The organism is Echinicola sp. 20G (assembly GCF_015533855.1).
Taxonomy (GTDB): Bacteria; Bacteroidota; Bacteroidia; order Cytophagales; family Cyclobacteriaceae; genus Echinicola.
In genome coordinates this window covers 5732362-5758216 of the sequence record NZ_AP024154.1, presented here as the reverse complement: position 1 = coordinate 5758216, position 25855 = coordinate 5732362, and the positions used below count along the sequence as shown (strand labels likewise).

Below are 25855 nucleotides of genomic sequence, written 5' to 3'. Positions count from 1 at the left end.
GTTGCATTAATAATGCTTTCATCGAAGGCTGCTTATAATTTATTTTTATATTTGTGCTCAAATCACAGCTATGCAAAAAAGACTCGTCTTAGATCAAAAGCAAATTGCCATAACCATAGATCGTTTTTGTCATCAGTTGATTGAAAATCACGATGATTTTGACAATACGGTTTTATTGGGTTTACAGCCCAGAGGGACTTTGGTGTTGGACAAGATAGTTAAGAGGCTAAAGGAAATCAGCGGTCATGATGTGCCTTCTGGTTACTTAGATGCCACTTTTCATCGGGATGATTTTCGAAGAAGGGATATTCCTCTGAAAGCCAACGAGACAAAAATCAATTTTTTAATAGAAAACAAGAAAGTGGTTCTTGTGGATGATGTCCTTTTTAAAGGAAGGTCTGTAAGAGCGGCTATGGATGCGATGATTGCTTTTGGAAGACCCAAAAAAGTAGAGTTAATGGTCTTGATTGACCGGAAATATACAAGGGATTATCCCGTGATTCCTAATTACTTTGGAAGACAGGTAAATACCTTGGAAAGTCAGTATGTAAGTGTGGAATGGGCTTCTCAGGGCTTCTCTGAAGATGCGATTTGGATAACAGAAAAAGAAGTTAAAAGCTAAGGATGCAACAGCTAAGTACCAAACATTTATTGGGTATCAAAGGATTAACAGCAGATGATATCCAGTTGATTTTCGAAACTGCTGACAATTTTAAAGATGTTATCAATCGCCCGATCAAAAAGGTGCCTTCCTTAAGGGATATCACCATTGCCAATGTTTTCTTTGAAAACTCCACTAGAACAAAACTTTCCTTTGAACTAGCAGAGAAAAGGCTTTCTGCGGACGTTATCAACTTTTCTTCCAGTAATAGTTCGGTAAAAAAAGGGGAGACCTTAGTGGATACTGTCAACAATATCCTAAGTATGAAAGTGGACATGGTGGTGATGAGGCATAGCAGCCCTGGAGCACCCCATTTCCTTTCAAAGAATATTAGTGCCAATATCGTCAATGCAGGAGATGGGACACATGAGCACCCTACCCAAGCATTGTTGGATGCCTTTTCCATCAGGGAAAAATTGGGTGATGTGGCTGGCAAAAAGATAGCGATTATTGGAGATATTTTGCATTCAAGAGTAGCACTTTCCAATATATTCTGCTTACAGAAGCTGGGAGCAGAAGTAATGGTTTGTGGCCCGGTGACTTTGCTTCCCAAATACATTTCCAGTTTAGGAGTGAAAGTGGAATATGATGTGAAAAAAGCATTAGAGTGGTGCGATGTAGCCAATGTCCTTAGGATCCAATTGGAGAGACAACAAATCAAATATTTCCCTTCCCTACGCGAGTATTCACTTTATTATGGGGTGGATAAGAAGATGTTGGATCAGCTGGACAAGGAAATTGTCATTATGCACCCAGGACCTATCAATAGAGGCGTGGAGCTTAATTCCGATGTAGCGGACAGTGAACATTCTATTATTCTCAATCAGGTTGAGAACGGTGTCGCAGTCCGGATGGCTGTGCTCTACCTTCTTGCAGGAGTGAAATAAAATGAGCTATAAAATATGAGCAAAAGGAGTGACTGTAAATTAACGGTCATTCCTTTTTTTGTTTTATGGGAAATTTTTTGCCAGAACGAATGTTTTAAAGGAAAAAAAGGCTTGTCTTTTGAAGTGAAAAATATTTGTAAATTGCTAACAAATAACCCTAATAGATATGATTTATAATTCCATCATAGAAACCATTGGAAATACTCCTTTGATCCGTTTGAATAAAGTCAATAAAGGTATCAAAGGCCAGATCTACGTAAAAGTGGAATATTTTAACCCTGGTAATTCTATGAAAGACAGGATGGCCATCAAAATGGTCGAGGATGCAGAGAAAGAAGGATTGCTCAAGCCAGGAGGTACCATTATTGAAGGAACCAGTGGAAATACCGGAATGGGGCTTGCCTTGGCAGGAATAGCCAAAGGATACAAGTGTATTTTTACCATGGCGGACAAGCAATCCAAAGAAAAAATAGATGTGCTGAAAGCTATGGGAGCAGAGGTAGTGGTATGTCCTACCAATGTGTCTCCTGATGACCCTAGGTCTTATTATTCAGTGGCAAAAAAACTAAACAACGACATACCGAATTCCTTTTACCCCAATCAATATGATAACCTGTCCAATTGGAAGGCGCATTATGAAACCACTGGGCCAGAAATTTGGAAAGATACTGAAGGCAAAATCACCCATTACGCAGCAGGTGTAGGTACAGGAGGGTCAATGAGTGGTACTTCTAAATACCTCAAAGAACAAAATGCTAATGTGATCTCAGTGGGAATCGATACTTATGGTTCTGTCTTTAAAAAATACAAAGAAACGGGAGAGTTTGATGAAAATGAAATATACCCTTATTTAACAGAAGGGATAGGGGAGGATATCTTACCCAAGAACGTTGATTTTTCTGTGATTGACCATTTTGTGAAAGTGACAGACAAGGATGCTGCGGTAATGACCAGAAGATTGTCAAGGGAAGAGGGTTTGTTTGTGGGTTGGTCATGTGGTTCTGCCGTTCATGGAGCTCTAGAATACGCCAAAGAAAACCTGAAGGAAGATGATGTGATGGTGATTATATTGCCAGACCATGGTACGCGTTATTTGGGGAAAATATATAACGATGACTGGATGAGAAATCATGGCTTCCTTGAAGACACTAGCTTTGGGACAGCCAGAGATATAATCACAAGTAGAAATGGAAGCTATGAGTTAGTGGTAGCTCAAAAAGGAGATAAGGTAAAAAGTGCCATAGAGCTTATGAATGAGAAAAGCGTGTCTCAAATACCAGTGATGGACAATGGCCAAGTGATCGGTAGTATCACGGATAATAAGCTTTTGAGTAAAATTATTGTCAAACCAAATCTGAAAGATGCAACAGTTGAGGAGGTGATGGAGGATTCAATGAAGTTCGTGGCCCTCGATAGTACCTTGGATGTACTTTCTTCTATGGTGGATAAGGATAAGGCGGTGTTGGTTAGGGATGATTTACATCAAATTCACATTATTACTAAACATGATATCTTAGGTGCCATAACAAAATAATAAAAGCGGTTAGCTTTAATTGCCTGCAGATAAAAGACGATAAAATACACGGGAAGTCCGTGTATTTTATTTTGATTCCAACATATGAATAAACAAAAAATCAATCAACTGATAGCCAAGGGCTATGATTTTGATATAGAAGAAGCTTTCAGGAATGGATGGGAGCTATTTAAGATAAAACCTCTCTTTTCGGTTGGATACACCGCATTTATCATTTCACTGGAATTATTGTTTTTGATTTATTTCAAGGAGTATGCTGTGCTTTTCAGTGTATTCTTGGCTGGGCCTCTGTTTTCAGGGTTCTATTTAGTAGCCAATAAGTTGAAGCATGGTGATCCTGTAATATATCCTGACTTTTTTCAGGGGTTTAGATACTATATACCCATAATTTTAATTTGGTTAATAGGTCAGATTTTGGTAAGTATTGGGATATTACTTTTAGTGATTCCGGGAGTATATTTATTGGTGGGGTATTGCTTTGCAATCCTGCTTCATATTTTCGCAGGTTTGGATTTTTGGGAGTCTATGGAGTATAGTAGGAGGCTAGTGACAGTGAAATGGTGGAAGTTTTTTCTGTTTGTTTTATTATTGATTCTGATTAACCTGATCGGGATATTATTTTTTGTAGGTGTTTTGGTGACCATTCCTTTCTCTTTTTATGTAGCTTATTGTGCTTTTGAGGCAGTTACTGAAGAGGTGTTTGCTGACCTTTAACTATGATCTCTGCTGGTATTGTTTTTGTGTAGAACTTTGCTGAAATTCAGGATATTGTGAAGAAACCAGAAACCACCCATAAAGCAAGAAGAAAAGTAGTTGTAGGATTTTTGTTGGCCATTATTTTGGTCATGAGCGTAAGCGCGATTACCTATTTCAGCTTAGACAAACTGTTGAATACTGTCGAAACACTTTCTGAGCCAAGTGAAAGACTCAATCAGTTGAATGCTTTGCTGGCGGATGTCTACCAATTGGATAAAGTCAAAGGGAATTTTAAATCAGACGGAGATACTACCGTAGCAGAAAATTATATTGACCTGATTGAAAGAAGGTTGGATTATCTCGAAAGGTATGCCAATGATACTGCAGAGCTGAGTCATTTGAAAAAGATTAATTTCAACATCAATGAACTAGTGACGGTTTATAGTGGTCTAAGGGACGTGAAAAACAATTTGATCAATAGGAATTTCAGCCAGGAAGCCCTCAAGAATTTAGAGACAAAAATAAAGAGACAAGAGGAACTTAATAGACTTCAAAGTTTGGGAAGGATTCGATTTGATCATAAAATTCGAAGAACGAATAGGGCAGATTCAGAATATACAGCTCCGAAAAAGGCGTTAAACAATGTTGATTCACGAAATACAAACCTGATGACAGAAGCTGAGATGGAAAATCTCAGAGATATGTTCCAGCAATTCAGACCAAGAAGTAGTGCTGATACTTTAAGTCAGGGAATTGGTGCTGCATCAGATTCTGTTTTGTACACGGTCAAACAATTTTTGTTGGATATCAATTATGAGGAGCAGAGATTGAGATCTAATTTGGCCAATTTAGAACAAGAATTGACAGAAAAAAACAAGGCGCTGATTGAAGAAACGCAGTCTGTGATTTCAAACCTACAGAAAGATGCCATCCAAGAAGCCAAGCAGAAAAATAACTCATTGTATGATTTGGCCTTTGATGTCTCAATCTTATTGGGAGTACTGATTTTCGTAGGGGTGGTGGGTTCTTCTGCCTTTATTTATAGTATTCTCACTGAGATCAATAAAGATGAAAGCTATCGTGTAGAGTTAGAAAAAGCCAAAGAGCGTTCAGATAATCTTGCGAAGGCCAAACAGAATTTTCTTGCTAATATGAGCCATGAAATTCGTAATCCACTCCATGCCATTCAAGGGTATAACGACGCCATTAAAAAGACTTCCATGACCAAAGATCAGGAAGATTATGTGAACATGGTAGGATTTGCCGCGGAAACACTTTCTGGAATTGTTAATGACATTTTGGATTTGTCCAAACTAGAGGCAGGTAAGATTGCTATCGAAAATCACCCTTTTGACCCTTATCAACTTTTTAATTCTATAAGAAATTCATTTGAATTGAAAGCAAAAGATAAACAACTTGATTTTATCTGGAAGATTGATCTTCCTGAGGATAAGTGGCTTTCAGGGGATGAGTTGAGAATCAGTCAAATACTGAATAATTTGATTGGTAACTCCATGAAATTTACCGAAAAAGGTAAGGTGGAAGTCCGAATTAATTTTGAATCAACAGGGTACTTATCTGTAGTAGTTGCAGATACGGGGATTGGAATGACGGAAGACTTCAAGCAGAATATATTCAAGGAATTTAATCAAGGTGATGGTTCAATTAACAGGAGGTACGGCGGTACAGGCTTAGGCTTGGCTATTGTCAAAAGGATGTTAGATCTGCTCAAAGGTAAGATTGAACTGGAGAGTCAATTAGGAGAAGGCACAGAGATTAAATTCGTCGTGCCTGTTGAGTTGGTGGAGGCAGAAATTGCACATGCGGATGAATACAGTACTTCTTATGATCTTAAAGGTTTGAATATATTGTTGGTGGATGATGATCCAATAGGCTTAAAGTTTGCCAAGCTATTGCTGGAGAGCAACGGTGCCCATGTGCATGATTATTTGGGAGGAGTGTCCATGCGGGATGAGTTAGAAGAGGTAGCATTTGACTTGGCTTTACTGGATATCCAAATGCCAGAGGTCAGTGGTTATGAAGCTTTGAGAATTTTGCGCTCCAAAGTAGCATATAAAGATTTGCCTGCGATTGCCATTACGGCCAATGTATTTGCAAAAGAACGTGACCAACTGGAGGAAGCAGGCTTTGATGAAATTGTCTTAAAGCCATTTAAGGAAGATGATTTGATCAAGGAAATAGGTAAAATTCTAAAACTGGAAGCTGTACAGGCCAGCGTAGTACCTGCCTCAAAGACAGAAAATGGTATTACGGAAGGGCAGGGTTACAACCTAGTGGACCTGAAGAAATTCTGCATGAACGATGAAGAAATGTTGAGAGAGGTTTTGTTGGATTTTTGTACTACCACTTCAACAGATTTGATTGAACTCGACCAGGCCAATCAATCTCAAAATTGGGATTCATTGTTGGAAATTGCACATAAGCTGGGCAGCAGGCTTGGCCAATTAAAGATAAAGTCTAGCATTTTGGCTAGGGGTTTGGAATATGACCTCAAGGAAGGGAATACTTCTGGAGCAGCAGGTATGGTAGAAAAGATTAAGGATGAAACCCTATTGGTCTTGGATCAGATTCTTGAAGATTATCAGTTGCTCAGCCAAATGAGCTAACTCAATCAGTCTATGCCGTATTTCTCTATTTTGTTGTAAAGTGTTTTGCGGTCAATATTTAAGATTTTTGCAGCCTTGGATTTATTGTGTTTTACATCGTTTAAAGTCTTTATGATCATGGCTTTTTCTTGAACTTCAAATGAAGACTTTAGATCTTTTGTGCCTGAATTATTAGAACTTGAGTTTTCAGGTAAAAGTAAATCCACAGGTAAAGCTTCTTTTTGTATATAATCATCACTTGAAAGCAATACAGCTCTTTTAATTATATTCTTAAGCTCTCTTAAATTGCCTGGCCAACTATATCTCTCAAATATTTCTTTCACATCGCTGTTGAACCCTTTAATGGATTTGCCCAAAGATTCATTGGCATCTTGAAGAAAGATGTCAGAATAGTGAAAAAGGTCTGCGCCTCTTTCTCTTAGAGGACTTGATTTTAAACTAAACTCATTTAGCCTGTGGTAAAGGTCTTCTCTAAATTCCCCACTTTTGGCGACATTGGATAGGTCTTCATTGGTAGCAACAATGATTCTTACATCAATGGGGATATCTTTAGTGCCTCCTATTTTTCTTATTTTCCTCTCTTGAATAGCTCGTAACAATTTGATCTGAACTTCATAGCTTAGATTTCCTATTTCGTCCAAGAAAATAGTTCCTCCATTAGCCATTTCAAAGTGTCCTGTCTTATTGTCTAATGCCCCTGTAAAGGCTCCTTTCACATGCCCAAAGAGTTCACTTCCTGCAAGTTCTTTTGATAAAGCGCCACAATCGATGGCTACAAATGGCCCATTACTTCTTTTGGATTTTTCGTGAATTCGTTTTGAAATAAATTCCTTGCCTGTGCCACTTTCTCCCAAAACAACTACACTCATTTCTGTAGGGGCAACCAACGAAATATATTGTTCTAATTGAAGCGCTTCAGGACTTTTACCCACCACATAATGACTATTGTCTTCTGCAAGAGTTGATCGGGAACTAGATGAATTCTTAGGCTTAGATGGAATTATTTCAGTACTCTCCCGGGAAGGTGTGGATTTCAAAGCCTCTTGTACGGTAGCTAACAATTCATCCGGATTAACTGGCTTAGAAATATATTCAAAAGCTCCCAACTTCATAGAACGGACGGCTGTCCTTATATCTGAGTAATTGGTAATCAAAATTACTCTGGTTTTCTTTTTTTGATGAACAATACTTTCCAATACCTCCATGCCGGTACCGTCAGGAAGTCGGTAATCAGTGATCACAAGATCGTAGGCAGCCTTTTCCATCATGTTGAAGGCCTCCGCGATTTTGGTCGTCTTATCTACTTCATACTCGTTTTTTTCGAGGAAATTTTTAATGATTTTTGAATATGTTAAATCATCTTCTATAAGAAGTATCTTTTCCTTGGACATATGTTTACTTTAGAATAACGGTAAATATGAGTAGCTGAAACTATGCCATAGTGCACAATTTGAATTATTTTTACTTTTTCTATGCATAACGGACAAGCCCATTGGGGATTCCGAAAATGATATAAAGGATTCAAGATTTGTGAGTTGGCGTGCTTTTCAAGCGCTAAATTAACCATAAAATAGAAAAGCTTTTCAAAAAAAAGAACTGGTTTTTAATACTATTTTTCTATAGTGAATATTTCACAGGATAATTGTTTTTTAAATGCTGTTTTTTGAATTTTTAAAATAGGTAAATGGAAAATAATTTTATTTGGTTAATAAAAAATAGAAAAATATTGCTTTTGAGGCTGTGCTATCTTGAGGTTGATTGTTTCATAAGGTACTAATTTGCCTTCATGGTTGAACTTAGCGCGAATGATAAAGTGACTTTCATCCATAAATTTCAAGTCGTATATAGGGTGCTCATTACTTTTAGATTTAGTCACTTCAACCAATTCTAGGTCAGCAAATGCTAAGTTGTTTTTTAAATTTTTGATAATGCTTTTTGGCAGATCTTCTTCAGGAATTACTTGACGGGCAATCGCAGAAATATCATTGTTGGAGTCATTACCTGATTTTGAACAGGAAGAAATAGTCAGAATGATTAGTACGATCAGGAATAATTTGGTAGACATACTATAAGGATTGTGTAGGGTAATTGCTTTGTTATTAGGTGATTATAGGTTTTGCTAAAATTAGGCCAATGCTTAAATACGCTGAAATAGGTGTTTTTCCAAGGTGTGTTAGTTTTGATTTGGGGAGATTGTCTACAGTCTGTGGAGTAGTTTTTGTATTTTTAAAATCAGTTAAAGAGGCTTTTGCCCTGTAGTATAAATGATTATATTTGATCAATTCAAATAATAATTTAACTCTTTGCTTGCAAAATACCCTCAGGTACGTGCACCTGAGGGTTCTTTTTTTGTATAGTTTTGTAATGTAAAATGAGTAGAACATCTTTTAAATTGATAGCATGACAGCATCATCTCCCATAGGGATTTTTGACAGTGGAATTGGCGGTCTGACCGTAGCTAGGGCCATCAAAAAGGTATTGCCCAATGAACAGCTTATTTATTTTGGCGATACAGCCCACTTACCTTATGGAGACAAAAGTACTGCTTCTATTCAAGCTTACTCGGTTAAAATAGCTGATGTGTTGCTCAAGGCCAATTGTAAGATGATATTGATAGCCTGTAATTCCGCTTCAACGGCTGCATTCGAGCTGGTGAAAGCCTATGTGGCTTCAAGGGCTACTGTCTTTGATGTAATCGAGCCAGTTGTGGAATATGTAAAAGTCCATCATCAGGGAAAGAAAGTAGGACTGATAGGGACTAAGCAAACGGTAAATTCAGGAGTTTACAGGCATAAAATTGAAGCCATAAATAAAAGTATAATATTTAAGGCACTGGCCACTCCTCTTCTTGCTCCTATGGTTGAGGAAGGGTTTCATAATAATGATATTAGCGAAGCGATTATTAAGACATACTTGGATGATGAGGAGCTGGAAGGAGTAGATGCCTTGATTTTGGGGTGTACACACTATCCATTGATCAAGCCTCAGATAGACGGAATCTATCAAGGCAAGGTGGAAGTGATAGATAGCTCGGAAATGGTAGCAGAGGCTACGAAGAAATACCTTGAAGAAAAAGGGCTTTTAAATATTGGAGAAAAAGCAAAAGATCGTTTTTTGGTTTCTGATTATACCCCATCTTTTGAAAATACTACCAAGCTTTTTTTCGGTAAGGAAGTTAATTTGGAGAAATACCCCCTTTGGGAATAAGGCAGTTTTGTGATCTAAATTAGAATTAGTGCTCATTTTTTGTTGTTTTACAAAATGACTCTTTGGGGCAATGAATGGTCTGTGTGGTGGTTAAATGAAGATGTAAGTATAGGTTTCATGTTACTTAGCGAAATTTTGTTTACCTAATTGTTAGTTTGTTGCGTTCAAATTTTGTGAAAATGAATTTTTCTTTTTGATTTTGGGTTGTGAATCCAGAAGGTAACATGGGTATAAGTTATAAAAAAGATGTAACTTTGCCTCTTAAAATACTACTTGCTAATACTCGATGAGCGATCAAATTAAACACGAATGCGGCATAGCCATGATCAGGCTCCGCAAACCTCTTCAATATTACATTGATAAGTATGGAACCCCTTTGTATGCAGCTAACAGACTTTATGTCTTGATGCAGAAGCAAATCAACAGAGGGCAAGATGGAGCAGGTATTGCAAACATTAAAATTAATAGCAAGCCTGGAACCCGTTACATCAGTAGGTATAGGTCGATCGATCCACAGGCAGTTAACTCAATTTTTGCTAAAGTTTCCAAGAAATTCAAAAAAGCGAAGAAACAAGGCGGTGATGATGGGTTAAATGATGCTGATTGGATCAAGGACAATGTGGCCTTTTCTGGCGAAGTTTGGCTAGGGCATTTAAGGTATGGTACGCATGGAGAGAATAGTATTGAAACATGCCACCCGTTTTTGAGGCAAAATAATTGGAGAAGTAGGAATTTGGTGATGGCGGGAAACTTCAATATGACAAATGTTGAAGAGTTATTTGGTAAGTTGGTTGAGCTTGGCCAGCACCCAAAAGAAAAAACAGATACAGTGACCGTGATGGAAAAGATTGGTCATTTTGTAGATGAAGAGAACCAAAGGATTTTCAACAAATACAAGGGACAATACACGAATCATGAAATTACGGAAGTGATCGAAAGAGAGCTGGATGTGGCCAGGATTCTTAGGAGGTCTTGTAGGGATTTTGATGGTGGATATGCCATGGCAGGGATCATTGGAAATGGGGCTAGCTTCGTGGTGAGAGATCCTTCAGGAATCAGACCCGCCTACTATTATGCAGATGATGAAATTGTAGTAATTGCATCTGAGAAGCCAGCGATCAAGTCTGCTTTCAACATAGATTATAACGCTATTCAAGAAATTCAGCCTGGACATGCCTTGATCGTGAACAAGGATGGCTCATATGGAGAGCATGAGATTATTCCAGCATTAGAGAAGAAATCTTGTAGCTTCGAAAGGATTTATTTTTCAAGGGGAACTGACCCTGATATTTACAGAGAGCGTAAGCAATTGGGTAAAGCGCTTATCCCACAGATTCTCAAAGCAATTGACTTTGATCTTAAAAATACCGTATTTTCTTATATTCCTAACACAGCCGAGACCGCTTTCTTAGGATTGATTGAAGGTCTTGAAGATTATTTGAGTACCAAAAGACGTGAAATACTATTGGAAGGTAAACCTCATTTGGGAGATATAGAGGAATTGTTGAATTTCCGTCCAAGGGTAGAAAAATTGGTGAACAAAGATGTCAAATTAAGGACTTTCATCACAAATGACAATGACCGTGATGTGATGGTTGCCAATGTTTATGACACTACTTATGAAGTGATCCGTCCAGGTGTGGATACTATCGTGGTTTTGGATGACAGTATTGTAAGAGGGACTACTTTGGAGAAAAGCATTTTGACTACTTTGGATAAATTAAATCCTAAACGCATCATCGTGGTTTCTTCTGCCCCTCAAATTAGATTCCCTGATTGCTACGGTATAGATATGTCCAAAATGAAAGAATTTATTGCTTTTAGAGCGGCATTGAAGTTGTTGGAAGAGACGGGTCAGGACTATATTCTGGATGAGGTATATGAGAAGTGCGTTGCCAATCCGACCTCAAAGGAAAATTACGTCAAAGAAGTTTACAATAGATTTACTCCTCAGGAGATATCCAATAAGATTGCTGAGATCATCACCACCGATCAGATAAAAGCAGAGGTGAAGGTGATTTATCAAACTGTAGAAAACCTTAACAGGTCTTGCCCAGACCATTTGGGAGACTGGTATTTTACTGGTGACTTTCCTACTGCAGGGGGGATGAGGGTCGTGAATAAATCCTTTGTTAATTTTAGAGAAGGAAAGGCCGTAAGGGCCTATTAATTAAGAGATAAATTTTATATTTGAAAAGGCCATTGTTTTGATGGCCTTTTTTGTTTTTCAGCTAGCTGAAAACTATCATTACATAACGAAATTTCAATATTAAATATGAGTATCAATACAGCACTTTTAAAGCAAGTTTGTGAAATAGCAGGAGCTCCTGGTTTTGAAAAAAGAATAAGGGACTTGGTGGTGGAGGAAGTAAGTCCTCTAGTGGATGAAGTGAAAGTGGATAATTTGGGAAATGTAATCGCCATTAAGAAAGGTGCAAATAACCCCGATGGGAAGAAGGTTATGGTAGCAGCCCATATGGATGAGATAGGGTTTATTGTTACCCATATCGATGATAATGGTTTTCTGAGGTTTCATACATTGGGAGGATTTGATCCTAAAACCTTGACTGCACAGCGAGTAATTGTTCATGGTAAAAAGGATTTGATAGGGGTGATGGGGAGCAAACCCATTCATGTCATGACCCCTGAGGAACGTAATAAACTGCCAAAAACCACTGATTATTTTATTGACCTGGGGATGAGTAAGGAGGAAGTACAGCAGTATGTGCAGGTGGGAGATCCCGTTACACGTGATAGAGAGTTGGTAGAGATGGGGAATTGTGTCAACTGTAAGTCTATAGATAATAGGGTGGCGGTGTTTATCTTGCTGGAAGCATTAAGGACTCTTAAAAATCCACCATATGATGTTTATGCGACATTTACGGTGCAAGAGGAGGTAGGTCTTCGTGGAGCCAATGTCGCTGCTCACGGAATTGATCCTGATTTTGGGATTGCTTTAGACACAACTATTGCATATGATGTCCCCGGTGCCTCTCCCCATGAGAAAATTACTGAGCTGGGTAAAGGCACTGCTATCAAAGTGATGGATGCCATGACCATTTGCGACTATAGAATGGTAGACTTTATGAAGCAGGTTGCAGGAAAAAAAGATATCAAATGGCAACCTGAAATTCTAACCGCTGGTGGAACTGATACTGCTGGAGTCCAGAGGATGGGTAAGCAAGGTGCTATTGCAGGTGCAATCTCTATTCCTACTCGACATCTGCATCAAGTTATTGAAATGGCCAATAAAGATGATATTGTAGCAAGCATTGAGTTACTTAATGCCTGTTTGGAAGAGATCGACAAATATGATTGGAAACATTAATTGACCGATCATAAAAGAAAAAAGGCCTGATATTTATTCAGGCCTGTTTTTTTAAGCTTTGACTTTTTTCTTAGGGATTTTCTTGATCAGGTAAGTGTACAATTCGGCGTAAGAAGTGTGTTCATGATTGTTTAGACTAATGGAGGTTTTGTCTTCAAAAGCAATGGTCAGCTGCCTGAATTCCTTTTTGTTTGTGATTACAATTTCTTCTTGCCAAGCCAAGACTTGATTCAAATCATAAGTTTTATTGAGTCCACGAAGTGGAAGTCGAACTTGGATTTTACTTTTTCCGGCACTGACAAAACGATATCCAGCCATCATTTTGACCAAAATCAAGAGAGTAACCAAGGTAAGAATGGCTGCACTAATCAAATAAAAGAAAAGGCCATATGTTCTTTTTGTACTGAAGTCGTTGAGGATATAGGTAAGCCCCGAAATAAGAATGATCACCACTGCACTAAGAGAAATATAAGTGGCCCGTTTTGGTTTACAATGAATCATGGTTTTTGCTTAACTCTTCTAGTTTTTCCTTGGCAAAATTAACCAAATCAGGAAAAAAAGCATCAAAATAGCCTTTTAGCTTTGATTCATTTTCTTTTAAGAAAAGGTGGGCAGTTTCCATGTGAGACTCAAAACTGGTATGTTTTGAAATTCCAGTCAAGGAAGCTTTCATTCCATCAATAGTCCCATAGGCAACCAACCAGTTTTCTTTTTTCATAAAATGAAACAGGTACATAAAGCTTTGGGGCAGCAAATGGTCGTTTTCCTCAATAGTGTGATAGACTCCTTCTGCAAATTCTTCAATGCTACGATCATCGTAATCGTTCCAGTATTTACTTAGGAAATAATCAAAATACACATCTGTAATGACAAGCGCATACCTTTTGTAAGTAGGTTTAAGAAGTTCTTGGGCTTCTTTAACCACAGGGTGAGTGTCTGTATAGTGGTCTATTTCTCGATGGAGATTAATCCCAGTGACAATGCCAGGGTCAAACTGTTCTTCCAGGTTTCCACGCACAAAATCCCCTATAAAGTTACCTAACAGAACTCTAGGGTGATCAAATGATAAGTATGCGTGGGCCAAAAAATTCAAGTCAGAAAAAAGGGTTTAATGGTTCCGTGATCTGCCAAATACATTAGCTTTGAATAATAAAAATAACCATTGATGTCGAAAATACAGGAAGAATTAAAATTAACTTTAAAACTTTTGAAAAAAGAGTGGGCCGAAGACTTGGAACAATACAGGTTGAAAACCCTGGGAGCATCTATTGCAGATAAAAAGAAAGAAGGGATTTGTTGGTATCCTGTTCAGTTGGTGAAGACTAAGGTGGGGATGGGAGAGAGGCTAATCATTGAGGTAGAAAGGTCTGAGAGCAAAGAATCTCATGGCTTCCAATCTGGCAAGTCTGTTTCCTTATTTTCCAATTTTTCAGAAGGAAAGCCTTTTCGTGTCAATGGTGTGGTGAATTTCGTCAAAAAAAATACCATGACCATTACCTTGATGGGGAGTGAATGGCCAGACTGGCTTCATGACGGGAAATTAGGGGTGGACCTTCATTTTGATGAGGCCAGCTATCGGGAAATGGAATTTGCTATGGAGAGCGTGATCAAAGCTAGTCAGGGTAGGCTTGGTCAAATTCGGGACGTTTTGTTGGGAGAAGTGCAGGCTGCAGAGCAGGGCCGAATAGTATTTAAAACAGTTGAAAATTTAAATGAGAGTCAAAAGCAAGCGTATGATGGAGCTTTGGGAGCCAAAGATGTAGGAGTGATTCATGGCCCTCCTGGTACTGGTAAGACGACCAGCTTGGTTCAAGTAATCAAAGGAGCTTTGACCCATCACCGTCAAGTGTTGGTTTGCGCCCCAAGTAATGCTGCCGTGGATTTGCTTGTGGAAAAGCTCTCATCTGAAGGAGTGAACACGGTTAGGGTAGGACATCCGGCAAGGGTAGATGACCAGATTTTGGAACAGACCTTAGATGCCAAGATTTCGGCTCATAGCAGTTATAGGGATTTAAAAAAACTCAGGAAATCAGCAGATGAATACAGAAGGTTAGGAAGAAAATATAAAAGAAGTTTTGGACATTCTGAGAGGGAGCAAAGGAAGAGATTGATGACGGAAGCTTCCAAAGCCAAAGAAGCTGCATCTCATTTAGAGGACTATATTTTATTTGATGTTTTTCAACAAAGCCAAGTAGTGGCGACAACTTTGGTCGGAGCCAATAATCCAGTGTTAAAGGGAATGCAATTTCCTGTAGTGTTTATAGATGAAGCTGGCCAAGGTATGGAACCAGCCGCGTGGATTCCTATATTAAGATCTGATAAGGTGATCATGGCTGGGGATCACTGCCAACTTCCTCCCACTATCAAGTCGTTTGAAGCGAGTAATGAGGGCTTAAGTGAAACTCTTTTCGAAAAAGTAATCAAAAGACAACCACAATCCAGCTGGATGCTCAAAATGCAATACCGCATGCCTGAGATGATCATGAAGTTCTCAAGTGACTATTTTTATAATGGGGAATTGGAAGCCGCTCCCAATACATTAAATCACCAGCTCAAAGAAGGTGAATCAGTCATGGAGTTTATCGATACGGCAGGGAGTGGGTTTGAGGAGCATCTGGAAAAAGATTCATTGAGTAAGCTCAATGCAGAGGAAGCCAGGTTTGCTTTGGGAGTTGTGGAAAAGCTGATTGGTAGGGTCACTTTGGAAAAGTTCTTGGACGAAAAATACTCGATTGGGATCATATCTCCTTATAAAGCCCAAGTGAAAAAGCTTATAGAGCTAATGGATGAAAATGCAGCTTTTGATCAATTGAGGGCTCTTTCTGAGCAGGTGACAGTAGGAACCATTGATGGTTTTCAAGGTCAAGAAAGAGATATAATATTGATCAGCTTGGTTCGCTCCAATGAAAAGGGTGAGATTGGTTTTTTAGCAGATACCAGAAGAATGAACGTGGCATTGACCCGGGCCAAAAGAAAGCTGATTGTCATTGGGGATAGTGCTACCTTGAGTGCTCACCCTTTTTATCAGCAATTTTTGGATTTTGTTAATGAAAACGGCCTGTATAAGAGTATTTATGAAATGATGGAGTTTTGAGAGAAGCCCAAAATTCTGATTAAAAATCAGGACTTTTAATTTTCCATATAAGCCAAATTAAGGTAACTCAAGACGCTGCCAAATGCTTGTGCTGATTGTTCTTGTTCTGGGCTGAGTTTCTTTCCTGTCAATCTACATAACAATAAACCGTATATTCCATTGAGGCAGATTTGAATTTCATTGCCAAGGTCTTGACCTTCGGCAGCCATAATGGCTTCAATGATATGAGGCTTGGCTTCGTTATATATTTTAAAATATGCCTGGTCCTCCTTGAGTAAACCCCAGTGAATGTTTGCTAGCTTGCTTACTTCCTTTTGTGTGGTAGACAAATGTCCAGCTTCTTTAATGTTTTCTTTTTGCATTTGATCCACAAGAGCCGAAAACCATTCTGCGATTTCTTCCTTTTCTTCTTCTGAAACTGGATAGTGGGATATCACATACTGGCGAATTTCTCCCATATTGAATTGGTAGGACCGAATTAGGTCTTCCATTTGGTACATGTAAACAATGTATTCCGCAATGTTTTGTTCTCTTTTCTTTTCCGCCAGTTGTTTCATTGTGATAAGGTTTTGAGTCGACAAAGATAAGGATGGATCTAAGCTTCAGCAAGGCAAAGACTTTAATTAAGGCCATTAAAGAGGGAAATCGAGTACGCTTGGATATGGCTTGGTTATAAATATGTTAAACCTATACTATTAAAACACTAACTATTTACTATTTTTGCCCTCAGAATGGATATGCAAAAAATAAGAAACTTCTGTATCATTGCCCATATTGATCATGGGAAGAGTACATTGGCAGATCGTCTGCTTCAGTTTACCAACACGGTGACTGAAAGAGAGATGCAAGATCAATTGTTGGATAACATGGATCTAGAACGTGAGAGAGGGATTACGATCAAGTCTCATGCGATCCAAATGAAATATGATTACCATGGCGAAGAATATACGTTGAACCTGATCGATACGCCAGGTCACGTGGATTTTTCCTATGAAGTATCAAGGTCGATCGCTGCCTGTGAGGGAGCATTATTGATCGTGGATGCGTCCCAAGGAGTGGAGGCTCAAACCATCTCTAACCTTTACTTGGCCATGGAGCATGACTTGGAGATTATTCCAGTGTTGAATAAAATTGATCTTCCAGGTGCTGACCCGGAAGTAGTAGCCGATGAGGTGATCGACTTGATAGGTTGTGAGCGTGAGGATATTATTTTGGCATCAGGAAAAGAAGGGCTAGGGATCGAGGATATTTTGAATGCAGTAGTTGAAAAAGTACCTGCACCAGAAGGAAATCCCGATGAACCGTTGCAGGCCATGATTTTTGATTCTGTCTATAATCCTTTTAGAGGTGTTGAGGTTCTTTTTAGGGTATTTAACGGCACTATCAATAAAGGCGATAAGATTAAGTTTGTCAATACAGGCAAAGAATATGATGCCGATGAAATCGGGATTTTAGGTATTCAGCAAAAGCCACAAAGCACCATTAGTGCCGGTAATGTAGGATACCTTATTTCTGGGATCAAAGTGGCCAAAGAAGTGAAAGTGGGGGATACCATTACTCATATCAAAAGGCCTTGTTCTACCGCAATCAAAGGTTTTGAGAATGTGAAGCCGATGGTATTTGCAGGAATTTACCCAGTAGATACAACGGAGTTTGAAGAATTGCGTGCTTCAATGGAAAAGCTTCAATTGAATGATGCTTCACTGGTTTGGGAACCAGAAACGTCAGCAGCTTTGGGCTTTGGTTTCCGTTGCGGGTTCTTGGGGATGTTGCATATGGAGATCATCCAAGAGCGATTGGAAAGGGAGTTTGACATGACAGTAATCACCACAGTACCTTCTGTTCAATTCAAGGCTTTGATGAATAGTGGTGAGTACAAATTGATCAATGCGCCATCAGATATGCCTGATCCTAACTTGTTCAAGCATATTGAAGAACCATATGTTCATGCTTCAATTATCACTAAAGCTGATTATGTGGGGCCTGTGATCCAATTATGTATGGAGAAGCGAGGTCAAATAAAGAACCAAGTATATTTGACAGCTGACCGTGTAGAGTTGACTTTCGATATGCCATTGGCTGAAATTGTTTTTGACTTTTTCGATAAGTTGAAGACCATTTCAAGGGGGTATGCTTCCTTGGATTATGAATTAAGGGAAAACAAAGCTTCCCATATGGTTCGTTTGGATGTAATGCTGAATGGTGAAGTGGTGGATGCATTGTCTGCAGTAGTGCACCGTGACAAAGCCTATGAGTGGGGTAAGCGATTATGTGAAAAATTGAAGGAATTGGTGCCTCGTCAAATGTTTGAGATAGCTATTCAGGCAGCCATTGGTACGAAGATCATTGCCAGAGAAACCGTAAAAGCTATGCGTAAAAACGTATTGGCCAAGTGTTATGGTGGTGATATTTCTCGTAAGCGTAAACTACTTGAAAAGCAGAAGAAAGGTAAGAAGCGTATGAGACAGGTTGGTAATGTGGAAGTGCCTCAAGAAGCATTTATGGCAGTATTAAAGTTAGATTAGAAGAAGCTAGATTTAAGATGTTAGACTTTTAATCGTTTGGGATTAGAAGTATTGATCTTGAAAAATAGGAAGGCTTTAAATATTAAATTGGATAAAAACTGGGACTAATAAGTGGACTGTAAAATTCCCACTTCGAACTTCTCACTTAAAAAATAAATTATGCCTACGATAATAGACGGTAAAAAAACATCAGCTGATATTAAAAACGAAATAGCTGCCCGAGTTAAGGAAATCAAAGCAGAAGGAGGTAAAATCCCTCATTTGGCAGCCATCTTGGTCGGAAATGATGGTGCCAGTCAAACTTATGTAGGAGCCAAAGTAAAGGCCTGTGAATATGTTGGCTTTGAGTCTACTTTGGTAAAAATGGAGGAGACGGTTTCTGAAGAGGAACTTTTAAAAGCTGTAGAGGATATCAATGAGAATCCAGATATAGATGGACTGATTGTTCAGTTACCTTTACCTAATCATATTTCTGTTGAGAAGGTAACTTCTAAAATCAAACCTGAGAAGGATGTAGATGGCTTTACTCCTGCCAATGTGGGACGGATGGCTTTGAATTGGCCTACTTATGTGGCGGCTACCCCTTATGGTATTGTAGAATTGTTGAAGCGATACAATGTAGAAACTTCAGGCAAGCACTGTGTGGTGATAGGAAGAAGCCATATCGTGGGATCTCCTATGAGTATATTGATGGCGAGAAATGGTAATCCAGGGAATTGTACAGTAACCTTGACCCATAGCCGAACTCAAAATTTAAAGGAAATCACCAAAACTGCTGATATTCTCATTGTCGCAATTGGAAAGCCTGAATTTGTGACTGCTGACATGGTGAAAGAAGGAGCGGTTGTAGTGGATGTTGGGATTCATAGAATTGAAGATGCAAGCAAAAAGAGTGGTTTCCGTTTGATTGGCGATGTGAAGTTTGATGAGGTAGCAGAGAAATCTTCAGCCATTACGCCTGTCCCAGGTGGTGTAGGGCCAATGACAATTGCTTCTTTGCTTTATAATACGCTTCAGTCGGCAGAGAGAAAGGTGTACTCTTAATTGCAGTAAAATACATTAGATAAACAGGCTTATTCATGTCCAATATGAATTTATGGACAGAAGGCCTGTTTTTCATTTATAGAAATTAGAATTTTAAGCGGTTCAATCACCCGCTCAATCAAAAATTGAAATGGAAGAGACAAGAAAAGCAGTAGAGAGAGGAACAATGCTTCCTGTGATGGAGTCATTTTATACGATTCAAGGTGAAGGGAGTTTTACGGGCCATCCTGCCTATTTTATCCGTTTAGGTGGATGCGATGTGGGTTGTGTTTGGTGCGATGTCAAAGAGTCGTGGGAAGCTGGAAAGTGGCCTGTTCAAACGATCAATGAAATAGTAGAAGGTGCTCTGCAATATCCCGGGAGACTGGTTGTGATCACAGGGGGAGAGCCGTTAATGTATGACCTAGATCCTTTGACATCTTTGTTAAAAGAAAAAGGGTTTACAATAAATATTGAGACCAGCGGTACCCATCCTTTTTCGGGTCATTTTGATTGGGTGTGCTTTTCACCCAAAAAATTTAAGGCTCCTCATGAGAGTATTTTTGAGAAAGCAGACGAGCTTAAGGTAATTGTGTTTCATAAAAGTGACTTTGCTTTTGCTGAAAAACATGCTGAGAAAGTAAGAAAGGACTGCAGGAAATTACTTCAGCCAGAATGGAGCAAATCTGAAAAATATACCAGCGAGATAATTAATTACGTAAAAAATCACCCAGATTGGAATATTTCACTCCAAACTCATAAATTTATGGATATCCCGTAAATACATGAGAACAACCCAAATAGTCTTTTTTTTAATTTTTATCAGTTTCAATCTTTTCGGTCAGGAATTCACGATTGATGATAGGAGGGCGATTAAGCTTTACCAAGAGGGAGAAGATTTGGCTTTGAGGCGGAGGTATGATGAAGCTATTCTGAAATACGAGGCCTCGGTCAAAAGAAATGATGATTTTTTAGAAGCTTATAAGAAATGGTCGCAGTTGCTTTTGAATAAAGGGGACAAAGAAGAGGCGCTTCAAGTAGCACTTTTAGGAGACATGAAAAGTAAGGGGAACTCCGAATTCAAAGCAAATTTTGCCTGGTTGATTACAAATATTTATCTCAAGTCGGGAGAATTCGAGCAGGCGATAGATAAGTTTGAGCGTTCTCATGCTTATTTTTCAAATAGCCTTAGATCTTCTAAGGCATTTAAGGATATGGAAGAACAATTGGCGTTTATTAAAAACTCCATGATTGAAGCTAAAGAAATCAATAAGGAAAAATTACCTGTTCCTTTAAACGAATTCCATTTACAATATTTTCCAGTACTTACAGCTGATAGTAAACAGATACTTTTTACTAAGAGAGATGGCCTTGATAGGGCAAAGCATGAAGATATTTTTACGGCTGTGTGGAATGGGGATGAATGGAGTGATCCAGAAGCTCTGTCTCCGATTATTAATACCATGAGCAATGAAGGTACCTGTACCATTTCTGCTGACGGAAATATTTTGATTTATACCAGCTGCGACGCTCCGGATTCTTATGGAAGCTGTGACTTATACATTGCCTATAAGGTTAATGGTGATTGGCAAAAGCCAAAAAACATGGGTGAGAAAGTCAATTCTAGGTACTGGGACTCCCAACCTTCCCTTTCTGCAGATGGTAGCATACTTTTCTTTTCTTCCAATCGAAGAGGAGGCTATGGCGGAAATGATATTTATTACACCATGAGGTTGAAAAGTGGAGGGTGGTCAGAGCCTGTCAATGTAGGAGAAGTGATCAATACCAAGTATGATGAAGTTTCTCCTTTTATTTATTTCAATAATGAACTTCTTTTCTTTGCCTCGGATGGGCATGTAGGATTTGGAGGGATGGATCTGTATAATTCCAAAATTTCCAGAGGAACATTTGAAGAGCCGCAAAACCTTGGGTATCCTATTAATGATCATCTGGATCAGTTGGCTTTATTTATTACAGCTCAAAGGGATTATGCTTACTATACTGAGAATAGTCTAAAGAATGGGACCTTGGAAAGGTCATTTCTTTATCGATTTCCTTTTCCTGAAGAAATAGATTTGGGAGAAAGGCTAATTGTCACTGGGGGGAAAGTGCGGAACCAAAATACAGGAGAGCCTATTGCTGCTACATTGGCACTGGTCAATTTGGAAAACGACAGTACCCTATATGAATTTAAATCTGATGGGGATTCGGGTAAATTCATGATGATTTACCCCGATAAAGCATTTTCTGGATTATATGTAGAGAAACAGGGGTTTCTTCCACAGATATACAATGTGGAAAAGGACAGTTTGAAAAATATCAAAAACATGGATATTGGACTAAAGCCAGTGGCCAAAGGGGAGCAGTTTATTTTTGAGAATGTGTTTTTTGACTTTGACAAAGCTGATTTGAAGCCTGAATCAAAAAGCTCTTTATTGAGGCTTTTAAAATTTTTGGAAGAAAATGAGACGGTTGGAATTATCATCGAAGGGCATACAGATAGTGTGGGTGACAAACAGTACAATGAAGATTTAAGCCTAAGGAGAGCCAATAGTGTCAAATTGTACCTGATTGATCATGGTGTGCCTGGAGAAAGATTACAAGTGAAGGGGCTTGGAGATAGCAAACCTTTGGTGCCCAACACGAGCCCTCAAAATATGGCCAAGAATCGTCGGATCGAGATAGTTATCAATTAACAGAAGCGGGAACTTTTATAGGATGGAAGAGGGGGGAAGTTTTTAAAGAATATTTGCAAATGATGAATTGTGATGACTGCAAATTTTCCATTTTTCTTAAAAAGATAAAAGGGAGATAGGGTCAATAGAAGCCCCCCCCCCTTTACCGTCAGACTTTTTGTTGTTAAATTAACTAGAAAGTAGGCCGCATTCCAAGTAGACATATTCTAGGTAAGCAAATCTAGCTATTTCAGATAAATTTTTGAGAGGCAATCAAATCCATTTGAAGGAAGGTGTGTTTTTTATGCGGTTAATTTTATTTATAATACACATTTTTGTATTGGATAAATTCAACACAAATGAGTTAGGGTTAATTTTTGTTAAATAAAATTCTGTTAATCATTTTTTTTACGAAAGTATTTATTTCGTAGTTAGTTTGTGTTTATTTTTTGTGATAAATCATCTTTTTAGAATAAAATATCGTATTTATTTTCTGATAGGGCTTGCTTATAAAGCATTCTAGGTATCTGTAATATGAAAAAAAGGATTTTTTTTGGATTATTATGGGGTAAAAGATTATCTTAACATAAGTTAAACCAAAATAAAATTATTTACTATGAAGAAAGTTTTACTGCTAGGACTGTTAGTCCTATTGGTTAACACTGTGGTGTTTGGCCAAAGCCGTACTGTAACTGGCGTAGTTTCTTCTTCAGCTGATGGAGAGCCTATTCCAGGAGCAACTGTTCTGGTAAAGGGAACCTCAGTTGGAGTTGCGACCGACTTAGATGGTCAGTATTCGATAAATGTTCCTTCCAATGGTTCTGTTTTGATTTTTAGTTTTGTTGGGATGAAATCCCAAGAAGCTGAGATTGGAAACAGATCGATCGTCAATGTGGCGTTGGAGTCAGATGTGCAGACATTGACTGAATTCGTGATTACTTCATATGGTGATCAGTCTAAAAGAGAGATTACAGGTGCGATTGCTTCTGTAAAAGGGGAGATTTTTGAGAACCTTCCCATGCAATCATTTGATAGGGCCATGCAAGGAAGGATTGCAGGGGTTCAAGTTACCTCAGGTAGTGGACAACCTGGAGGAACCTTGAATGTAAGGATTAGAGGGGTTGGATCCATTAACGCAGGAAATGATCCTTTATATATTGTTGATGGTGTACAGGTTTCCTCGCGAGGTGTTTCCGGGCAAGGAAGTCAAAATGCTCTGGCTTCTATCAACCCAAATGACATTGAATCAATTGAGGTGCTAAAAGATGCAGCTGCTGCTGCAATTTATGGAGCCCAAGCAGCCAACGGCGTAGTATTGGTGACTACCAAAAAAGGGAAAGATGGAGCCACAAACGTTTCCCTATCTGTACAAGAGGGGGTTGTAAGACCATTGGGATTGTATGATGTAATGGATGCCACTCAACTGGCAACTATTAAGAGAGCTTCATATATCAATGCTGGTTTAGACCCCAATAGAGCTGCCGAGATTTATGGTAATCCTGAAGATCCAAATTTGGAAAGTACCGACTGGGTGGATGCCCTGTATAGGGACAATGCCAGATTGAGTATTTATGATTTGTCAGTTTCAGGTGGTGATGAAAAGACTACTTTTTATTTATCAGGTTCCTACACCTCGCAAGAAGGTCAGATTATCCAATCAGACTATAAAAGGGGGACGGCTAGGTTAAATATTACCCACAGACCGAATGATAAATTTACTGTGGCAGCAAATATTTCTTTAGCTGCTCAGAGAACAAATGGAACCATTGATAGGGGAAACTTTGTGAATGGACCATTTGTGGCAGGGTTCAGTGCGCGACCAAATGTTCCGATTTATGATGAGGACGGAGAATTTGCTCCTTATCCTTCAGACCACCTGTTTGGTTATAATATTGTTCAAGGGGTTTATGAAGAGTTAAGAAGAGCGACAACTGTTCAATCCGTCTCAAATTTAAGATTGAACTATCAGTTTACTCCTTGGTTGAGCTTTACCTCTTATGCAGGAATCGATTTTTCCGATAATAGGGATGAAAATAACCGTCCATCGACTATTCCTGCTTTTGCTCCCTATGGCGGTTCAGCTACTTATACAGATAGAAGATTTAATAACTTCAATACTAACCATAACTTCAATTTCAATAAAACATTTGATGACATTCATACTGTTTCTGGAATATTGGGTTTCGAATATAAAAGTGCTCAGGATGAGTTGAGTACTGCCACCGGTAGAGGATTTGCCAATCCTACCTTGAGGTATCTTCAAAATGCCGCGACTCCATACGCTGTGGGGGGTAATTATACGGAGTATAAAAGAGCAGGTGTTTTTGGCCAAGCCAAGTATGATTATAATGACCGTTATAACGCAGAAGTTATTTTGAGGAGAGATGGTAATTCTAGGTTTGGTGCTGAATACAAGTGGGGTACTTTTTATGCTTTCTCAGCAGGCTGGAGAATTTCCTCTGAATCTTTTATGAATGATGTTTCTTGGATAGACAACTTGAGGATGAGAGCTTCCTATGGGGTGACTGGTAACTCTGAAATTGATAATTTTGCTTCAAGAACACTAGTGGGAGGCACTGGGCAGTATCTTGGCGAAGGAGCACTTAGGGTTTCACAATTAGGGAATGACCTTTTGACATGGGAAGAAGCTGAAACTTTTAACATTGGTCTAGATTGGACTTTCTTTAATGGTAGATTGATTGGAACCGTAGATTTTTGGAGGAAAAATTCCAATGCCCTCTTGTTGAATACTCCTCTGCCAGTTGATTCAGGTTTTGGAGAAATAACCAGAAATACAGGTAAAGTGAGAAACCAAGGTATTGATATTGATTTACAAACGGTGAATATCGTTACAGGAGATTTTCAATGGAATACAGGATTCAATATTACCTTCCTTGAAAATGAATTAATGGAGTTGTATGATGGCTTGGACCGAATAGGAAATGACCTTATAGTTGGAAGACCAATTGACTTTTTATACTCCAATGAATTCTTGGGTGTAAATCCCGCAAATGGAAGAATCATGTATGCAGATGAGAATGGTGATTATACCTACATCGTAGGAGAATCTTCCTTAAGGTACATTGGAAGTGGTTTGCCAAGTAGCTACGGTGGACTTTCCAACACGTTTACTTATGGTCCGGTCTCATTAGAGGTCTTCTTCCAATATCAATTTGGCAACAAAGTATTTAATCAGGATTTGTATAATATTGCTTATGCCGGGTCAGGTCCAGATAATCAGGAAGTGTCTCAGTTGGACTATTGGCAGGAGCCTGGTGATATAACCAAAACACCTAAACCCTATGAGGGAGGGCAAGAGCCTGGTACTTCCAGTATAGGTTCTTCTTCAACTAGATTGATCAATGATGGAGGGTATATCAGATTGAAGCAGGTAACCCTAAGGTATTCATTACCAGTAGCCATTGCCAATAAGATTGGTATGAAAAGAGCCAATATTTATGTTCAAGGGATTAATCTGGCAACGATTACTAAGTTTAATGGTATCGACCCTGAGGTATTGAGTGTAGGATCAAGCACTTATGGTGCTTATCCAAATGCGAAGCAAATATCAGCGGGTATCAATCTAAATTTCTAATTC

Annotated in this window: 19 protein-coding genes; 14 read left to right on the top strand and 5 right to left on the bottom strand. The window is 38.8% G+C overall.

Features of this window, described 5'->3' with window-relative positions; translation table 11 throughout:
* Nucleotides 1-70 precede the first annotated feature (70 nt).
* The 5 genes from pyrR (at nt 71) to JL001_RS22955 (ending at nt 6405) form a co-directional block, all read left to right on the top strand.
* Complete coding sequence (gene pyrR, locus JL001_RS22975) at nt 71-622, top strand: bifunctional pyr operon transcriptional regulator/uracil phosphoribosyltransferase PyrR (protein WP_192012099.1); 552 nt, start codon at nt 71-73, stop codon at nt 620-622.
* 2 nt (nt 623-624) lie between these two features.
* Nucleotides 625-1548, top strand: a complete 924-nt coding sequence (locus tag JL001_RS22970) for an aspartate carbamoyltransferase catalytic subunit (RefSeq protein ID WP_200980232.1) — start codon at nt 625-627, stop codon at nt 1546-1548.
* Between the two features lie 166 nt (nt 1549-1714).
* On the top strand, nt 1715-3082 hold the full coding sequence (locus tag JL001_RS22965; RefSeq protein WP_200980230.1) for a cystathionine beta-synthase: 1368 nt from the start codon (nt 1715-1717) through the stop codon (nt 3080-3082).
* 84 nt (nt 3083-3166) lie between these two features.
* Nucleotides 3167-3796, top strand: coding sequence for a hypothetical protein (locus JL001_RS22960; protein ID WP_200980228.1), 630 nt, complete (start codon nt 3167-3169; stop codon nt 3794-3796).
* A 56-nt stretch (nt 3797-3852) separates the two neighbouring features.
* The gene (locus JL001_RS22955) at nt 3853-6405 is read left to right on the top strand and encodes an ATP-binding protein (protein ID WP_200980225.1); all 2553 of its coding nucleotides are present in this window, start codon (nt 3853-3855) and stop codon (nt 6403-6405) included.
* Nucleotides 6406-6410: 5 nt separating this feature from the next.
* Here the strand turns inward: JL001_RS22955 and JL001_RS22950 are convergent, their stop codons facing one another.
* Both JL001_RS22950 and JL001_RS22945 read right to left on the bottom strand, forming a co-directional pair.
* Nucleotides 6411-7796, bottom strand: a complete 1386-nt coding sequence (locus tag JL001_RS22950) for a sigma-54 dependent transcriptional regulator (RefSeq protein WP_200980224.1) — start codon at nt 7794-7796, stop codon at nt 6411-6413.
* A 314-nt stretch (nt 7797-8110) separates the two neighbouring features.
* The gene (locus tag JL001_RS22945; RefSeq protein WP_200980222.1) at nt 8111-8470 is read right to left on the bottom strand and encodes a hypothetical protein; all 360 of its coding nucleotides are present in this window, start codon (nt 8468-8470) and stop codon (nt 8111-8113) included.
* A 335-nt stretch (nt 8471-8805) separates the two neighbouring features.
* Here JL001_RS22945 and murI point away from each other — a divergent pair, with 335 nt between their 5' ends.
* The 3 genes from murI (at nt 8806) to JL001_RS22930 (ending at nt 12940) form a co-directional block, all read left to right on the top strand.
* Nucleotides 8806-9612 carry a glutamate racemase gene (murI, locus tag JL001_RS22940; protein WP_200980220.1) on the top strand — a complete coding sequence of 269 codons (807 nt, stop codon included), beginning with the start codon at nt 8806-8808 and terminating at the stop codon, nt 9610-9612.
* 286 nt (nt 9613-9898) lie between these two features.
* Nucleotides 9899-11782, top strand: coding sequence for an amidophosphoribosyltransferase (locus tag JL001_RS22935; protein ID WP_200980218.1), 1884 nt, complete (start codon nt 9899-9901; stop codon nt 11780-11782).
* Nucleotides 11783-11887: 105 nt separating this feature from the next.
* Nucleotides 11888-12940, top strand: coding sequence for a M42 family metallopeptidase (locus tag JL001_RS22930; protein ID WP_200980217.1), 1053 nt, complete (start codon nt 11888-11890; stop codon nt 12938-12940).
* A gap of 51 nt (nt 12941-12991) precedes the next feature.
* Here the strand turns inward: JL001_RS22930 and JL001_RS22925 are convergent, their stop codons facing one another.
* Both JL001_RS22925 and JL001_RS22920 read right to left on the bottom strand, forming a co-directional pair.
* Nucleotides 12992-13441: a hypothetical protein gene (locus JL001_RS22925; RefSeq protein WP_200980216.1), complete on the bottom strand. Its 450-nt coding sequence runs from the start codon at nt 13439-13441 to the stop codon at nt 12992-12994.
* Entirely contained in the window at nt 13428-14024 is a 597-nt protein-coding gene (locus JL001_RS22920) for an ACP phosphodiesterase (RefSeq protein WP_370567406.1), read from the bottom strand. The genes JL001_RS22925 and JL001_RS22920 overlap by 14 nt, the downstream gene beginning before the upstream one ends.
* An 81-nt stretch (nt 14025-14105) precedes the next feature.
* On the opposite strand from JL001_RS22920, the gene JL001_RS22915 reads away from it, so the two are divergent.
* Entirely contained in the window at nt 14106-16034 is a 1929-nt protein-coding gene (locus JL001_RS22915; RefSeq protein ID WP_200980214.1) for an AAA domain-containing protein, read from the top strand.
* A 35-nt stretch (nt 16035-16069) separates the two neighbouring features.
* Here JL001_RS22915 and JL001_RS22910 read toward each other — a convergent pair whose 3' ends face one another.
* Complete coding sequence (locus tag JL001_RS22910; protein ID WP_200980213.1) at nt 16070-16591, bottom strand: DUF4924 family protein; 522 nt, start codon at nt 16589-16591, stop codon at nt 16070-16072.
* Between the two features lie 174 nt (nt 16592-16765).
* Here JL001_RS22910 and lepA point away from each other — a divergent pair, with 174 nt between their 5' ends.
* The 5 genes from lepA (at nt 16766) to JL001_RS22885 (ending at nt 25852) form a co-directional block, all read left to right on the top strand.
* Nucleotides 16766-18559 carry a translation elongation factor 4 gene (gene lepA, locus JL001_RS22905; RefSeq protein ID WP_200980212.1) on the top strand — a complete coding sequence of 598 codons (1794 nt, stop codon included), beginning with the start codon at nt 16766-16768 and terminating at the stop codon, nt 18557-18559.
* Between the two features lie 159 nt (nt 18560-18718).
* Nucleotides 18719-19603 carry a bifunctional 5,10-methylenetetrahydrofolate dehydrogenase/5,10-methenyltetrahydrofolate cyclohydrolase gene (locus tag JL001_RS22900; protein ID WP_200980210.1) on the top strand — a complete coding sequence of 295 codons (885 nt, stop codon included), beginning with the start codon at nt 18719-18721 and terminating at the stop codon, nt 19601-19603.
* Between the two features lie 130 nt (nt 19604-19733).
* On the top strand, nt 19734-20363 hold the full coding sequence (locus JL001_RS22895; protein WP_200980208.1) for a 7-carboxy-7-deazaguanine synthase QueE: 630 nt from the start codon (nt 19734-19736) through the stop codon (nt 20361-20363).
* A 4-nt stretch (nt 20364-20367) separates the two neighbouring features.
* Complete coding sequence (locus JL001_RS22890) at nt 20368-22278, top strand: OmpA family protein (protein WP_200980206.1); 1911 nt, start codon at nt 20368-20370, stop codon at nt 22276-22278.
* Between the two features lie 595 nt (nt 22279-22873).
* Nucleotides 22874-25852, top strand: coding sequence for a TonB-dependent receptor (locus tag JL001_RS22885; protein WP_200980203.1), 2979 nt, complete (start codon nt 22874-22876; stop codon nt 25850-25852).
* Nucleotides 25853-25855: the final 3 nt, after the last annotated feature.

Bases quoted from the DNA above. Each gene is read 5' to 3' on its own strand.
- JL001_RS22895 (WP_200980208.1), top strand. From the start codon at position 19,734: ATGGAAGAGACAAGAAAAGCAGTAGAGAGAGGAACAATGCTTCCTGTG.
- JL001_RS22965 (WP_200980230.1), top strand. From the start codon at position 1,715: ATGATTTATAATTCCATCATAGAAACCATTGGAAATACTCCTTTGATC.
- JL001_RS22930 (WP_200980217.1), top strand. From the start codon at position 11,888: ATGAGTATCAATACAGCACTTTTAAAGCAAGTTTGTGAAATAGCAGGA.
- JL001_RS22970 (WP_200980232.1), top strand. From the start codon at position 625: ATGCAACAGCTAAGTACCAAACATTTATTGGGTATCAAAGGATTAACA.
- JL001_RS22900 (WP_200980210.1), top strand. From the start codon at position 18,719: ATGCCTACGATAATAGACGGTAAAAAAACATCAGCTGATATTAAAAAC.
- JL001_RS22910 (WP_200980213.1), bottom strand. From the start codon at position 16,591: ATGAAACAACTGGCGGAAAAGAAAAGAGAACAAAACATTGCGGAATAC.
- JL001_RS22925 (WP_200980216.1), bottom strand. From the start codon at position 13,441: ATGATTCATTGTAAACCAAAACGGGCCACTTATATTTCTCTTAGTGCA.
- JL001_RS22915 (WP_200980214.1), top strand. From the start codon at position 14,106: ATGTCGAAAATACAGGAAGAATTAAAATTAACTTTAAAACTTTTGAAA.
- pyrR (WP_192012099.1), top strand. From the start codon at position 71: ATGCAAAAAAGACTCGTCTTAGATCAAAAGCAAATTGCCATAACCATA.
- JL001_RS22960 (WP_200980228.1), top strand. From the start codon at position 3,167: ATGAATAAACAAAAAATCAATCAACTGATAGCCAAGGGCTATGATTTT.
- JL001_RS22890 (WP_200980206.1), top strand. From the start codon at position 20,368: ATGAGAACAACCCAAATAGTCTTTTTTTTAATTTTTATCAGTTTCAAT.
- lepA (WP_200980212.1), top strand. From the start codon at position 16,766: ATGGATATGCAAAAAATAAGAAACTTCTGTATCATTGCCCATATTGAT.
- JL001_RS22950 (WP_200980224.1), bottom strand. From the start codon at position 7,796: ATGTCCAAGGAAAAGATACTTCTTATAGAAGATGATTTAACATATTCA.
- JL001_RS22945 (WP_200980222.1), bottom strand. From the start codon at position 8,470: ATGTCTACCAAATTATTCCTGATCGTACTAATCATTCTGACTATTTCT.
- murI (WP_200980220.1), top strand. From the start codon at position 8,806: ATGACAGCATCATCTCCCATAGGGATTTTTGACAGTGGAATTGGCGGT.
- JL001_RS22935 (WP_200980218.1), top strand. From the start codon at position 9,899: ATGAGCGATCAAATTAAACACGAATGCGGCATAGCCATGATCAGGCTC.
- JL001_RS22885 (WP_200980203.1), top strand. From the start codon at position 22,874: ATGAAGAAAGTTTTACTGCTAGGACTGTTAGTCCTATTGGTTAACACT.